The following is a 14,407-nucleotide window of genomic DNA, read 5'->3' as shown; positions in this document are numbered from 1 at the left end:
CTATGCATGAGCGTTTAAAAGAATCTTTGTCCGCATTAAAAGATGGCGAGGCCGACGAGCTGGAGCTGCGCCGCTTATTGAATGAGTTGGATGACAACCCCGAGCTGAGTCAAACCTGGGCCCGCTATGAAATGATGGGTGCCCTGATGCGCGATGAAGCCATCAGTACCGTTGATTTATCGCGCGGCATTCGCCAAGCCATTGATGGTGAGCCGATGGATGAGGTGCCGGCTGCTCAGCCAGCGGCAACTGCAACCACAACCACGTCTTCAGGTCAGTGGCAGCAATGGCTGACGGGCGGTGCCGTGGCTGCGTCGGTGACGTTGGCGGTATTGTTGGGAGTGAGGCTAGAGAGTGAATCTGCACAACCTATACCGGTCGCACACAGTCCTGCGGCCGTACCGTCTCAGTCGCAACTGACGGCGCAACCCGTGATGTTACCTGCCCAGCCTGAGCGCCAGCTGGTTGCCCAAGAATCCCAACCTGTCGGTAGCGACATAGCCTTGCCCGAGGCGCAGCGTAAATTGCAGCAATACGTGCTGCAACACACCGAAAATGCGGCGTTGAACACTGGTCGCGGCATGATGCCCTTCGCTCGGGTGGCTAGTTTTGCTGAGCGTACAGCTGAAGCCAGCCAGCCTGTGCACACTCGACCCGTGCAAGCAGAAAAGCAGCGGGATGCGCAGCAGTGAACTACCTAGCTGGCATAGTGCTGCTGATGGCGGCTTGCTTAGTGCAAGCCGATGATGCACGCAGCTGGCTGGATCGAATGTCCCATGCGTTAAAAGAGCTGAACTATCAGGGCGTGCTGATTTACGGTGACGCTCGGCGCTGGGAAACCATGTCGTTTAGTCATGCCGTGCATGATGACACTGAGTATGAAAAGCTGATCCACCTCACGGGTGAGCCGCGTGAAGTCATTCGCCGTGGCCACGCGGTCAGTTGTACTCATCCAGGTGATCATGTCGTGCGTTTAAGTCCTTCTAGCAGCAACCCACTGGCGGCTGAGTTCGCTCGTCAACACGGTGATATCGAGGGTTGGTATCAACTGGCTCTAGGGCCGCAAGAGCGCATTGCCGGGCGTGCGGCGCAAGTGGTCAGGGTGATTCCCAAAGATAACCATCGCTTTGGTTATGACTTATGGCTGGATGTTGACACTGCGCTACTGCTGCGTTCCGATTTGGTGCGCCAGGATGGTGTGGTGCTAGAGCGCTTGCAGTTTGCTGATATTGATATTGGAATAGCCTTGCCTCGCGAGCATTTTAGCGCTCAACAGCAGCGCCATCATATGGCTCGCCACTTGAAGGAATCAGCCGCAGCCCCCACTCAAGCCTCCGTAAACTGGTCGCCGACTTGGCTGCCAGCGGGATTTATGCCGTCAGCCGGTGGCGATGATCATCACCCTGGGCATTTATCGACGGTGATGTATACCGATGGTATGGCGGCTTTTAGTGTGTTTGTGGATCACCAGGCGGATGTCGATGTGCCGTCTATGCGCCAGCAATGGGGAGCGACCTCGGCGGTTGTGCGTCATGTTGAACACAGTGGCGAGCGCTACCGTATTACGGTGGTGGGCGAAGTTCCCATGGCAACCGCCGAAAAAATAGCTGCCTCTATGAGAGGGCCGTGGTCAGTAGGAGATCAACCATGAATGTAGAGCAAGCCCGAGTGGTCGCCATAGAGCCTAGCGGTGTTTGGGTGGAGGCTGTGCAGCGCAGCAGTTGTGGCAGTTGCCAAGCTCGCAGTGGTTGCGGGCAAAAAGCACTGTCTGATTTGGGGCGGCCGATGAAGTTATGGGTTGCCTGCGAAGGGCACGCATTGCATCCGGGCGATGACGTTATGCTGCAACTGCCTGCGGGCGGTTTGGCAACCAGCGCGCTGGTGATGTACGTCCTGCCCTTGCTTTGCATGTTAGTGGCAGCCATTTTAACTGGTGGCTTAGGTGAGTTGGCCAGCGTGTTGGCTGCTGTACTGGGTTTGGCTTTAGGTTTTTTGGCATCTAGGCAATTGGCGCGACGTTTCGCCCATAACTGGACGCCATCGATAGTCGCGCAAGAGCATTTACTTCGTTAGCTTTAGAGGGATATCCATGATTCTTGTTAAGTCGATTCGCCCTGTTGGGGCCTTAGTGTTGTTCTGGTTGATGGCGCTGAGTGTGTCAGCTAAGGCGTCATTGCCAGATTTTCGTGACCTAGTGAAAGAAACATCACCGGCGGTGGTGAACATTTCCACTGTGCAACATCAATCTAATTCTATGCGCCGCTATGGCTTGCCCGACGATGTGCCGGAAATTTTCCGTCACTTTTTCGGTGCGCCCATGCCACGTGGCCAGCAAGAGCAGTCGTCATTGGGTTCGGGTTTTATCGTTTCCAAAGATGGCTACATTTTGACGAATAATCACGTCGTGCAGGGAGCCGATGAAATCATCGTGCGTCTTAATGATCGGCGCGAGCTCGACGCCACTTTGATTGGTGCCGATCCCAGCTCTGATTTGGCGGTATTGAAGGTGGAGGCCGATGATTTGCCCACGGTTGAGCTAGGTAACTCAGACAAGCTCGAAGTCGGCGAATGGGTGGTCGCGATTGGCTCACCGTTCGGCTTTGATTACTCCGTTACCGCTGGCATTGTCAGTGCTAAAGGCCGCAGTTTGCCGCGTGAAAATTACGTGCCCTTTATTCAGACCGATGTTGCCATTAACCCGGGCAACTCGGGTGGGCCGCTGTTTAATCTCGACGGTGAGGTAGTGGGCATTAACTCGCAAATTTATACCCGCTCAGGCGGTTTTATGGGCGTGTCGTTTGCTATTCCCATCAACGTTGCCATGAATGTGGCTGAGCAGTTGAAAGAGCGCGGCAAAGTCAGTCGCGGCTGGTTGGGTGTCGTGATTCAGGAAGTGAATAAAGACCTCGCCGAGTCCTTTGGTTTGGATAAAGCTGCGGGTGCGTTGGTGGCGCAGGTGGTGCCTGGCAGCCCTGCTGAAGAGGCGGGCTTGCAAAATGGTGACATCATTACCCACTTTAATGGCAACCCAATCCAACTGTCGTCGGATCTGCCGCATCAAGTAGGGCGAGTCAAACCAGGCACCGAGGCCGATGTGCGCGTTGTTCGCAACGGTAAACGCAAAAATCTGGAAGTTGAAATCGGTGTGTTGCCCGACGGTGATGGTGCTGAACTGGCGTCCGCCAATGGCCCAGATGAGCAGTTCAGTAATCGCCTAGGTGTGCTGGTGGCCGAGCTCAGTGATGCGCGTCGCAAACGCGACGGTGACGGCGTGGTCATCAAGCAAATTCAACGCGGCCCAGCATCGATGGCGGGCCTGATCAATGGCGATGTCATCACCATGCTCAATGGCCAGCCGGTGCGCTCAGTGGACGATTTCCACCGCATCGTCAAAGAGCTGCCAAGCAACCGCAGTGTTCCAGTACGCATTGTGCGCCGTGGTTCGGCCATGTTCGTTGCCCTGCAAGTGAATGACTAAACGTCAATGGTGGCCGGCAGCCGCGTCGGCCACATAGCCATCTGGCTGGCTTTGCAGTAAAATTCCCGCCCATTTCAACAATAGTCGGGTTACTCTGTGAGCCAGCTGGACCACATTCGCAACTTCTCCATCATTGCCCATATCGACCATGGCAAGTCCACTTTGTCGGATCGTTTCATTCAGGTCTGCGGCGGTTTGTCCGATCGTGAAATGCAGCAGCAGGTGCTGGATTCCATGGATATCGAGCGCGAGCGCGGCATCACCATCAAGGCGCAAAGTGTGACCCTTGACTACACCGCCCGTGACGGTAAGACCTATCAGCTCAACTTTATTGATACGCCTGGGCACGTGGACTTCAGCTATGAAGTGTCGCGCTCATTGGCGGCCTGTGAAGGTGCTTTGTTGGTGGTCGATGCGGCACAGGGCGTTGAAGCTCAGTCGGTGGCCAACTGTTACACTGCGATTGATATGGGCTTGGAAGTACGTCCAGTGCTCAACAAAATGGACTTGCCACAGGCAGACCCAGATAAAGTTGCTCAAGAAATTGAAGACATTATCGGTATCGATGCCCTCGAAGCCGTGCGCTGCAGTGCCAAAAGCGGCTTGAACATTGAGGACGTGCTGGAAGATCTGGTGGCCAATATTCCACCGCCGGAAGGCGACCCAGACGGCCCATTGCAGGCGCTGATTATTGACTCTTGGTTCGATTCCTATTTAGGCGTTGTGTCTTTGATTCGGGTAAAAAGTGGCTCGATCAAAAAGGGCGATAAGATTCATATCAAATCGACGGGGCGTGATCACGGGGCAGATGGCATTGGTATTTTTACCCCGAAACGCAAGGAAACCGGTCGGTTAGGCACAGGTGAGGTCGGCTACATGGTGGCGGGCATCAAAGACATTCACGGCGCGCCCGTGGGGGACACCATTGTGGCCGCCAAAGAAAAAGACACCCCTTCTTTGCCCGGCTTCCAGAAAGTCAAACCGCAAGTTTATGCCGGCTTGTTCCCAGTTAGCTCCGATGACTATGAAAATTTCCGCGATGCGTTAGAGAAGCTGTCACTGAACGATGCTTCGCTGTTTTATGAACCGGAGTCATCCGATGCATTGGGCTTTGGTTTTCGCTGTGGCTTCTTGGGCATGCTGCATATGGAAATTATTCAGGAGCGGTTGGAGCGCGAATACGACCTCGATCTGATAACCACGGCGCCGACGGTGATTTATGAAGTTACTACCAAAAAAGGCGAGCTGTTGGAGGTGGATAACCCATCCAAACTGCCCGATGTTGGCAGCATTGAAGAAATGCGTGAGCCCATTTGCGAAGCCAACATTCTGGTGCCGGAAGAGTACCTGGGTAACGTTATTTCTCTGTGTGTGGAGAAGCGCGGCGTGCAGGTGGATATGCAATACACTGGCAATCAGGTGTCGTTGCGCTACGAGCTGCCAATGGCGGAAGTCGTCATGGACTTCTTTGACCGTATTAAATCTGCCAGTCGCGGTTTTGCATCCCTTGACTACAATTTCGTCCGCTTTCAAGAAGCCCCTTTGGTGCGCTTGGATGTGCTGGTGAATGGCGATCGAGTTGATGCGCTGGCGGTGATTATGCACCGCGATAATGTTCGTCGCCGTGGCGCTGCCCTGGCAGAAAAAATGAAAGAGTTAATTCCTCGCCAAATGTTTGACGTAGCCATTCAGGCGGCAGTCGGGAACCAAGTAGTGGCACGCACGAATGTGAAGGCGTTACGTAAAAATGTGACGGCAAAGTGCTACGGTGGTGATGTTAGCCGTAAGAAAAAACTGCTACAGAAACAAAAAGAAGGCAAAAAGCGCATGAAGCAGATTGGTAGTGTGGAAATTCCACAATCTGCCTTCCTCGCGGTACTACAGGTGAAAGAATGATGATGAAAAGACAACGTGGGCTGTCCATGCCCTCCATATTGGTAATCATATTGGTGGTAATTGTTGCTGCCCGTGTGGGGATTGCCCTGTTTCCAATGTATTTTGATGATCGAATGCTTCAGCAGGTATTGGAGACCATCGAAAAAAATGGAGACATCGAGGGAAAAAGCACCAATCGGGAAATCCGTAATTTGTTAGAGGAACGTTTACGTTTCAACAATCTTAACATTCCTCTTGAAACCCTCGAGATCGATCGCACGCGTGACACCATTACCCTGCGCTGGCCCTATGAGCGTCGTGATAATGTGATGTCCAATATCGATCTGGTTACCCGCTTTCAGCATGAAGTGGTGTTTGAACGGTGAATGATCCTCTGTTAAAACTGGGCCAGCGTCTTGGCTATGAATTTGCCGATGAGCAGTTAGCCACCCTGGCCTTGACCCATCGCAGTAAAGGCGGGCAAAACAACGAACGCTTGGAATTTCTAGGCGACTCTATTCTCAGCCTGATTATTTCTGAAGCGCTGTTTAAGCGCTTTCCGCAAGCGAAAGAAGGCAAGCTCACGCGCTTGCGCTCGCAGCTGGTGCGCGGCAAAACGTTGGCCGCAATCGCACGAGAGTTTCAGCTGGGAGAGTTTCTTATTCTTGGCAGCAGCGTGCTTAAAAGCGGTGAGCACCGACGCGAGTCGATTCTGGCAGATACGGTTGAAGCCTTGATCGGTGCTATTTACATGGAAAGTGGCCTAGAGCCGACGCGTGAGGTGGTATTGGCTTGGTTTGCTCAACGCTTGCAGGATCTGACGCTTGAAGATCCGGTGAAAGACGCCAAAACTCGGCTGCAAGAGTATCAGCAAAAGCATCGCTTGCGCTTACCTGTCTACGACGTTCAGTCCGTGGTGGGCCCGACCAATGAGCAAGTCTTTACCGTCAGTTGCAGTGTGCCAGAGCTATCGGCACCAGCCGTAGCGACGGGCAACAGCCGCCGCCATGCTGAGCAAGCGGCCGCAGGGCTAGTGTTGGAGCAACTCAATTTGAGTTCAGGTAAGGAGGAAAGCGCATGAGTGAACGCAGTGGCTTTGTCGCCATCGTCGGTCGCCCTAATGTGGGCAAATCCACCTTGCTGAACCGTATTTTGGGGCAAAAGCTTTCTATAACATCACGCAAACCTCAAACCACGCGCCACCAAGTGGTGGGTATTAAAACTGAAGAGAACCTGCAAGTGGTGTATGTCGACACCCCAGGTATTCACCAGCATCACGATAAAGCCATTAACCGCTTCATGAACCGCGCCGCGACTACGGCTGTTAAAGACGTGGATTTAGTGGTGATGATGGTCGATCGCATGCGCTGGACGGAAGAAGACGAAATGGTGTTGCAAACCATTAAGCAACAACGTGCGCCGATTGTGTTGGCGGTCAATAAAGTGGATTTTGTGCGTGAAAAAGACGAGCTGTTGCCTTATTTGCAAGAGCTGAACGATCGCCACCCCTTTGATCAGATCATTCCGCTGAGCGCCAAAACTGGCCATAACATTGATCGCCTAGAAAATCTGATTGCCAGCTATATGCCGGAAAATATGCACTTTTATCCGGAAGATCAGATTACCGACCGCAGCTCGCGCTTTTTGGCGGCAGAGCTGGTGCGTGAAAAAATCATGCGCCAGTTAGGCGATGAACTGCCTTATGCCATGACGGTAGAGATTGAAGAATTTAAGCACGATGGCCGCTTGTTGGAAATCAGTGCATTGATTCTGGTGGAGCGTTCGTCGCAAAAGCGTATCGTCATCGGTGAGGGCGGTTACCGCCTCAAACGCATTGGTGAGGAGGCGCGCAAAGATATGGAAGTGCTGTTCGACAACAAAGTCATGCTCAATTTATGGGTAAAAGTGAAGTCGAACTGGTCGGATGATGAGCGTGCTTTACGTAGCTTGGGCTACGACGATCAGTGACGCTGTTTTGGCTGCTCAAGGCACAGCCGTGGCGTGAGCAGGAGTGGCTGCTGGATGTTTTTAGTCGCAGCCATGGTCGGTTGCAGCTCACGGCTGGGGTGCGAATGCAGCCGGATTTGCTGGTGCAATACCAAGGGGAGTGGCAACCAGACAGCGACTGGCCTCGCCTGCTTTTGCAGCAACCTCTGTGGCAAGCCTCGCCGTGGTCAGATGATGGCCTTGCCTGCGGCTTATATTTGACCGAACTGTTGGTGCAATTATTGCCGGATCGCGATCCACAATCGGTTTTGTTTGATCTTTACAGTGAAGCGCTGAAAGCCATTGCCGACGGCAGCCTCGCAGTGCCTTGGTTGCGCTTGTTTGAGCAAACCTTGCTGCAGAGTTTAGGTTATGGCTTTAGCTGGCATCTTGATCATCAACGCTGTCCCATCAACCCCAAGCGCCATTATCAGTTTTATCCGCAATCAGGCTGGCAGCTTAGCGAGTCTGGTGTTGCTGGACAGTGGCTGCTGGATTACGCTCACGGCTCACATCGGCCTGAGCTGTGGCAAATGGCGCGCCAGACCTTGCAATCAGCGCTAATGCCTTATTTGCAGCGACCGCTGGTCAGCCAGAGTTTGCGTCGCCAGCCAGCCACCTTTACTGCGGGAGAAATACATGAAGAACCCTCATCGCGTCCTGTTGGGCGTTAACATCGACCACGTCGCCACCTTACGTCAGGCACGCGGCACCCGCTATCCAGACCCTGTGATGGCCGCCATGCTAGCGGAGCAGGCCGGTGCCGATGGCATCACCATTCATCCGCGCGAAGATCGCCGCCACATTCAGACGCGCGACGTGTACGTGTTAAAAGAAACCTTAACGACGCGCATGAATCTGGAAATGGCCATTACCGAAGCCATGCTGACCTTAGCCGAGGAGGTAGCCCCCGAAGCCTGTTGTCTGGTGCCGGAAAAACGTGAAGAGCTGACCACCGAGGGCGGCCTGGATGTCGCCAGTCAGGAGGCCGAGGTGGCAGCGGCGGTAGAGCGCTTGGCTGCCATCGACAGCGAGGTTTCGTTATTTATTGACCCGGATGAACGCCAGATCGACGCCGTCGTGCGCTGTGGTGCCCCTGTGATTGAACTGCACACTGGCGCCTATGCCGACGCGACCACGGAGCAGCAGCAGCGGGCACAGTTAGAGCGCCTACGTCAGGCAGCGGCTTATGCCCGCAGTGCCGGCTTGATCGTCAATGCTGGGCACGGCCTGCACCTGCATAATGTTGAGCCGGTTGCCGCCATCGACGGCATGAACGAGCTTAACATTGGCCATGCCCTGATTGCTCACGCCGTGTTTGTTGGGCTACCGCAGGCGGTGGCAGAGATGCGCGCCTTGCTCAAGCGGCCATGAGTGCACTGTGGCCTGGCGTGGTGGGAGTAGGAACCGACTTGCTGGATGCGCGTCGCATCGAGCAAGCCTATCAGCGCCGTGGCCAGCGTTTGATTGAGCGATTTCTGACGCCGGCTGAGCAAGCGCTTTGGTACCAGCGGCACCAGTCGCTCAACTTTGTTGCCAAGCAGTTTGCCGCTAAAGAAGCGTTGGCCAAAGCGCTGGGCACTGGAATTGCCAAGGGCGTTGGTTTCCAGCAGCTACAAATATTGCGTGCTCCTGATGGTGCGCCACAAGTGACCCTGTCGGGCGCAGCCTTACAGCGCCTGCAGCAGCTGCAAGGCCAGCGTGCTTGGGTTAGCTTATCCGATGAGGGTCACTGGGTTCAGGCCTTCGCGGTAGTGTCTGCTTGAGCCAGTAGCTCGCGCCAGTCGTTATCCTTGGCCCACTGCTGCAAGCGATCGATTTGCTGCATGCTGTGGCGCATGTGGTCGGCCAGTTCGCCATAGCGAGCCGCTTTGATAGCGGTCTCAAATTGGTCTAGTGCCTGGCGCAGGCACGGTACGCCGCAATAGCGTGTAGCGCCATGTAGGCGGTGTACTGCTGCCAATAAGGCGTCGTAGTCTTCAGCTTCCCATTGCTCAACAATGGCGTCGCGATCTCGAGGCAGTGCGGTTAGCAGCATCGCAAACATTTCCTCAGCTAATTCCGGTCGATTATTGGTGACCCGTAGGGCCGAGTCGATATCCATGACGCAGTCGTTGCTATCGACTTTGCGGGGTGTGAATGCCGATACAGTGGCGCGAAAGCGCGTCCATTGAGCGATGCTATCTGCCAACTGCTGTTGGCTGATGGGCTTGGTTTGGTAATCATTGAGACCGGCTTTGAGCAAGGCTTCTTTTTCATCGGCCATGGCATGAGCGGTCAGGGCAACGATGGGTAAGCGCGACTTGCCCGGTAGTTGGCGAATGGCCTGGCTGGCTTCTAGGCCGTTCATGCTTGGCATCTGAATGTCCATAAAAATCAGGTCGATGCTTTGCTGTTGACATAGCTCGATGGCCTGGCGGCCGGAGCGGGCAGCCAGAGTATTGACTCCGAGCTCTTGCAACAAAATGGTGACTAACTTGAGGTTGGCTTCATTGTCATCCACCGCTAGCACAGTGGGTACAGCAAGAGATTGCCCGATCTCGTCGCTAGGCTCTTGGGGCGCGGCATCTGTTATAGGCTCACCTGTCAACGCACTCTGCAGCACACTCAACAGGCGCCGGTGGGAGCAAGGTGTGCTCAGTGCTGCATAAGCACCTGACTGTTCAGCGCGCTCTAGGTCCACGGTTTGGAAGCTATTAAGCAGAGCAATAATAGGGGTCGTACATGTCTGCCATTCTGGTGGGGGCTGGCCGCTGTCTTGGGCGAGCAGCAGAATATCAACGGGTTGCGGAGGCGTATCACTCAACCACTGTGGTAGCTGATGGCGCTCAGTAATGTCGATCACAGTGATTCGCCACTGCTGTAGCAGGTTGCTGATATGCAAGCGGCTGAGGTTGCGCGGTTCATATAAGGCAACGCGCGGCGCTGGCTCGAATGTAGCCGCTGGGCTGCCCTTGGCCAGTTCGATATCGATATGAAAGGTGAAATGGCTGCCCTTGCCCGGCTCGCTGGTGACTTTAATGTCACCGTGCATGGCTTCAACCAGTGCGCGGGCGATGGTCAGCCCCAAGCCAGTGCCGCCGAAGCGCCGAGCGGTGCTGGCATCGGCCTGAGTAAAAGCCTGAAACAAACGCGACAGCTGCTCATCATCCATACCAATGCCAGTATCTTGAATCTCAAACTTAAGCACCGCGCGCTGTTGCTGGCGCTTAAGGGTAGAGACCTGCAGGGTCACGCTGCCATGCTCAGTAAATTTCACGGCGTTAGAGACTAGGTTGGTAAGTACTTGCTTTAAACGTAGAGCATCGCCCTTGAGGCATGTAGGTACGTCTGAATACACCAACTGCTGTAATTCAAGACCTTTCTTCTGCGCTTGTGGGCCGAGCATGGTCATGACTTCGTCGATCACATCGCGCAAACCAAAGGCTTCACGTTCTAGCGGTAACTTGCCGGCGCTGATTTTGGAGTAATCCAGCAGATCATCAATGGTCCGTTGTAAGTCAGCGGACGAGATTTGAATGTTTTTGAGCGTATCGATTTGGTGCGAGGTCAGCGGTGTACGTTCAAGGAACTGGCTGAAGCCGATGATGGAGTTGAGAGGCGTGCGGATTTCATGGCTGACATTGGCCAGAAACTGCGATTTAACTCGGCTAGCCTCGATGGCCTCGGCGCGATCGATGGCCAGTTCATGGTTGCGTACCTCGAGCTCATCTAGCGTTTCCCGCAGGTCTTTGGTGGCTTGCTCTAGGCTCTGTTGATGCTCAGTGTTCGCGCGTTGCAGGGCGCTGGCTAGGGTGTTGATACCCGAGGCTAACAGCTGATATTCGCCGTCGTTATCGATATGTATACGAGTTTCTAGTTTGCCATCTTCCATTTTGCCGATGGCGGCAACAATTTTGGCCAGAGGGGCTGACACTTGGCGACTGATACGCACGGCAATGAGAATGCAGCTCAGCAGGGCAAAGGCGATCATTGCCAACGCTGAGGCCAAGTGCTGATACTGCGCCAGTTGCGTGTTGGTGATGGATAACTCCAGTTCTGCCCATCCTAGCAACTTGGGAGGCGTGCTGTCTGTTTCTGCATAAAACTGATCAGATACCTGGTCGGGAATGACGAGGTGTTCTGCATAAACGGGCGCGCGTACCCGCACTGAGCCATCGGTACGCAGCAGCTGCAGCTGCTCATTCATCTGCGTGCCACCCATGCGTTCAGTCATCATTTTGGGACCAGCATGAGCCAGAATATGGATGTCCTGGTTATAAATGCTGACGGCGCGAACATCCTGCTCTTCTAGCATGCTATTGGCAATATTTTGCAGAATGCCGGTGTTGCCAGTCATCACCCCATATTCGCAGGTCGGCGCCAGTTGTTTGGCCATGGCCAAGGCCCGCTGTTCGAGTAAATCATCCAGCGCTTGGCTGCGGTCCCAAACAAAAAACAACCCCAGCAGCACAGAAACCAAGACCGCAGGCAATAGCGCCAAGACTAGGATCTGGTTTTGAATGCTCCACTGCTTCATACGGAAGGTTCACCACTGCAATACACAAGGCCGGTCATCAGCAGTTTAGCCTTGCCGGCAGGCTAGATTATCGGTCAGCAGCGGCGACCGCAATGAGTAAGCGGCCTTGGGTGGCTATAAGCAAATGCCGTTTCGCTATTACGCATTATGCTTTGGGGTGGTTATCATGCGCGCATTTATATCGTGAAGGCGAACTTGTGAGCATTCAGTATTCCACCATTGCCGACTGTGTCGGCCAGACACCACTGGTCCGTTTGCAGAGAATGCTGCCACCGGATTGCAGCAGCACAGTGTTATTAAAGTTAGAAGGCAATAACCCGGCTGGCTCAGTGAAAGACCGACCAGCGTTATCGATGATTCAGCGAGCTCAACAGCGCGGCGATATTCAACCAGGCGATACCTTGATCGAGGCTACCAGTGGTAATACTGGTATTGCACTGGCGATGGCCGCGGCCATTATGGGCTATCGCATGGTGTTGATCATGCCCGATAACGCCACCATGGAACGCCGTTGGGCGATGGAGGCTTACGGTGCGGAGCTGATTTTGGTGAGTCAGGAAGACGGCATGGAGGGCGCGCGTGACCTGGCGCTGGCCATGCAACAGCGTGGTGAAGGCATTGTACTGAACCAGTTTGGTAATCTGGATAACCCACAGGCGCACTATGAAGGCACGGGGCCAGAAATATGGCAGCAAACTGGTGGACAAATTACACACTTTGTTAGCTCCATGGGCACCACGGGCACCATTATGGGTACTTCGCGCTACTTGAAAGAACGCAACCCTGATGTGCAGATCATCGGTTTGCAGCCGGCTGAGGGCGCTTCTATTCCTGGTATCCGGCGCTGGCCTGAGGCTTATCTGCCCACCATCTATGATGCCACTCGGGTGGATCAAGTGCTGGATATCAGTCAGCAGCAAGCGGAAGACGCCATGCGTCGCTTGGCGCGGGAGGAGGGTATTTTTGCCGGAGTATCATCTGGCGGTAGCGTGGCGGGAGCGCTGCAATTGGCCAGCGAGCTACAGGATGCCACCATCGTCTGCATCATTTGCGACCGCGGTGATCGCTATCTATCTTCTGGCGTATTTGCCCGTTAAACCGTCATTGTCACTGTGGTGAGTAACACATGCTCACCAATGCGCCCTTGAAATGCCCTCGCAGATGCCAATAATGCCCGCTGCTGCTGATGGCCGGCAGCTTGGCTGACTGAGGATATTTATGGTGCGTCAATCGTCTCCCCGCTTGCTGACATTGCAGGTCGACAATTTAACATCGGAGGGATTGGGTGTTGCCCGTCGCGGTCGTGATGTGTATTTCGTCCCAGGCGCCCTGCCAGGAGAAGAAGTAGAAGTGTCACTGGCTGAGCGGCGCCACAAAGTACAGTACACGCATCTAAAGCGCATTCTTAAGCCAAGCCCTGAGCGTGTCGAACCCTCGTGTCCGCACTACCAGCGCTGTGGTGGCTGTCACCTACAACATCTGTCGTATTCGGCTCAGGTGCAAGCCAAGCAAGCCCGAGTAGCACGTGAGTTCCAGCGCGCTGGTGTGAGCGTCACTGAATGGGCACCGCCACTCACTGCCGAGCCTTGGCATTACCGCCGCAAAGCGCGGCTGGGGGTGCGTTATAGCCAAGCAAAGCAGCAAGTGTACCTAGGTTTTCGCGAGGCTGGCTCAAGTCATTTAACCGACATCGACCAGTGCGCTGTACTGATCGAGCATCCATTGCTTCATTGGCAGCGCTGGCGGCAGTTCTTACGTGATTGGCCGCGGCGTGCAGAGCTAACGCAAATCGAGGTGCTGCAAACGGATCAGGCATTGGTGTTGACCTTGCGCTTGCTGAAACGGCTGGACGAGACCAGCCAGCAATCACTGCAGGCGTTTGTCGATCAGGTGTTCGTTGAACAGCCAGAGACGACATTGCCAGTGCAGCTGTGGGTGAAATATCACAAAGACGAACCTTCTCAGCCCTTGCGGTCTGATTATGCGCCCCTGCACTACCCAGTTGATGGCGCGCCTCTGGCCGTACACCCAGATGACTTTATTCAAGTGAATGGCGCGATTAATGCCTTGATGGTGCAGCAAGCCATGGCATGGTTGCAGCCACAAAGGGGAGAGTTGATCGCTGACTTTTTTGCCGGCCATGGCAACTTCACCATGGCCTTGGCCCGCCGTGAAGCTCAGGTGCTGGCGCTAGAAGGGCAAGTCACGATGGTGACGCGTTTGCAGCAACAAGCCCAACAGCAAGGGCTGGAAATCCAAGCTAGCTGTGTGGATCTATCACAAGCTGGCGGGCTGGTGGGCTTACCTGACCTATCGGCGGTATTGTTGGATCCCCCCCGTGCTGGGGCTGAAGCTGTGGTCGAACACTTGTTAGATGAGGCGGTCAATAGAATCCTGTATGTTGCTTGTGATGCTGCTACGCTAACCCGGGATTTGCGGCGGCTGACTCAGGGCGGTTACCGGGTGGTAAAAGCCGGAATTATGGATATGTTTCCACAGACCCATCATGTGGAAACCATGGTGTTACTGACCAGGGTGGGGAAATAATT

The 14,407-nt window shown here is 54.5% G+C and carries 14 protein-coding genes; 13 read left to right on the top strand and 1 reads right to left on the bottom strand.

Features of this window, described 5'->3' with window-relative positions; translation table 11 throughout:
- The first annotated feature begins 2 nt into the window (after nt 1-2).
- From IE090_RS08970 to acpS, 11 genes are all read left to right on the top strand, one after another.
- On the top strand, nt 3-692 hold the full coding sequence (locus IE090_RS08970) for a sigma-E factor negative regulatory protein (protein ID WP_189388023.1): 690 nt from the start codon (nt 3-5) through the stop codon (nt 690-692).
- The gene (locus IE090_RS08965) at nt 689-1,651 is read left to right on the top strand and encodes a MucB/RseB C-terminal domain-containing protein (RefSeq protein WP_189388022.1); all 963 of its coding nucleotides are present in this window, start codon (nt 689-691) and stop codon (nt 1,649-1,651) included. The genes IE090_RS08970 and IE090_RS08965 overlap by 4 nt, the downstream gene beginning before the upstream one ends.
- Nucleotides 1,648-2,073, top strand: a complete 426-nt coding sequence (locus IE090_RS08960; RefSeq protein ID WP_189388021.1) for a SoxR reducing system RseC family protein — start codon at nt 1,648-1,650, stop codon at nt 2,071-2,073. Before IE090_RS08965 ends, IE090_RS08960 begins: the two co-directional genes overlap by 4 nt.
- A 16-nt stretch (nt 2,074-2,089) precedes the next feature.
- Nucleotides 2,090-3,478, top strand: coding sequence for a DegQ family serine endoprotease (locus tag IE090_RS08955; protein ID WP_189388020.1), 1,389 nt, complete (start codon nt 2,090-2,092; stop codon nt 3,476-3,478).
- A 96-nt stretch (nt 3,479-3,574) separates the two neighbouring features.
- Nucleotides 3,575-5,374, top strand: coding sequence for a translation elongation factor 4 (lepA, locus tag IE090_RS08950; RefSeq protein ID WP_189388019.1), 1,800 nt, complete (start codon nt 3,575-3,577; stop codon nt 5,372-5,374).
- Nucleotides 5,371-5,739: a DUF4845 domain-containing protein gene (locus IE090_RS08945; RefSeq protein ID WP_189388018.1), complete on the top strand. Its 369-nt coding sequence runs from the start codon at nt 5,371-5,373 to the stop codon at nt 5,737-5,739. Before lepA ends, IE090_RS08945 begins: the two co-directional genes overlap by 4 nt.
- The gene (gene rnc, locus IE090_RS08940; protein WP_189388017.1) at nt 5,736-6,434 is read left to right on the top strand and encodes a ribonuclease III; all 699 of its coding nucleotides are present in this window, start codon (nt 5,736-5,738) and stop codon (nt 6,432-6,434) included. The genes IE090_RS08945 and rnc overlap by 4 nt, the downstream gene beginning before the upstream one ends.
- A complete protein-coding gene (gene era, locus IE090_RS08935; RefSeq protein WP_189388016.1) occupies nt 6,431-7,321 on the top strand; it encodes a GTPase Era in 891 nt (296 codons plus the stop codon). The genes rnc and era overlap by 4 nt, the downstream gene beginning before the upstream one ends.
- The gene (gene recO / locus IE090_RS08930; protein WP_189388015.1) at nt 7,318-8,013 is read left to right on the top strand and encodes a DNA repair protein RecO; all 696 of its coding nucleotides are present in this window, start codon (nt 7,318-7,320) and stop codon (nt 8,011-8,013) included. Before era ends, recO begins: the two co-directional genes overlap by 4 nt.
- Complete coding sequence (pdxJ, locus tag IE090_RS08925) at nt 7,979-8,713, top strand: pyridoxine 5'-phosphate synthase (protein WP_189388014.1); 735 nt, start codon at nt 7,979-7,981, stop codon at nt 8,711-8,713. Before recO ends, pdxJ begins: the two co-directional genes overlap by 35 nt.
- Entirely contained in the window at nt 8,710-9,105 is a 396-nt protein-coding gene (acpS, locus tag IE090_RS08920; RefSeq protein ID WP_189388013.1) for a holo-ACP synthase, read from the top strand. The genes pdxJ and acpS overlap by 4 nt, the downstream gene beginning before the upstream one ends.
- Here acpS and IE090_RS08915 read toward each other — a convergent pair.
- On the bottom strand, nt 9,078-11,858 hold the full coding sequence (locus IE090_RS08915; RefSeq protein WP_189388012.1) for an ATP-binding protein: 2,781 nt from the start codon (nt 11,856-11,858) through the stop codon (nt 9,078-9,080). The genes acpS and IE090_RS08915 overlap by 28 nt on opposite strands.
- Nucleotides 11,859-12,061: 203 nt before the next feature.
- Here IE090_RS08915 and cysM point away from each other — a divergent pair, with 203 nt between their 5' ends.
- Both cysM and IE090_RS08905 read left to right on the top strand, forming a co-directional pair.
- The gene (gene cysM / locus IE090_RS08910; RefSeq protein ID WP_444542205.1) at nt 12,062-12,955 is read left to right on the top strand and encodes a cysteine synthase CysM; all 894 of its coding nucleotides are present in this window, start codon (nt 12,062-12,064) and stop codon (nt 12,953-12,955) included.
- 121 nt (nt 12,956-13,076) lie between these two features.
- Entirely contained in the window at nt 13,077-14,405 is a 1,329-nt protein-coding gene (locus IE090_RS08905) for a class I SAM-dependent RNA methyltransferase family protein (protein ID WP_189388010.1), read from the top strand.
- The last annotated feature ends 2 nt before the right edge of the window (nt 14,406-14,407 follow it).

The sequence above is a fragment of the Bacterioplanes sanyensis genome (assembly GCF_014652515.1).
Taxonomy (GTDB): domain Bacteria; phylum Pseudomonadota; class Gammaproteobacteria; order Pseudomonadales; family Oceanobacteraceae; genus Bacterioplanes; species Bacterioplanes sanyensis.
This window is presented reverse-complemented; position numbering and strand designations above follow the sequence as displayed.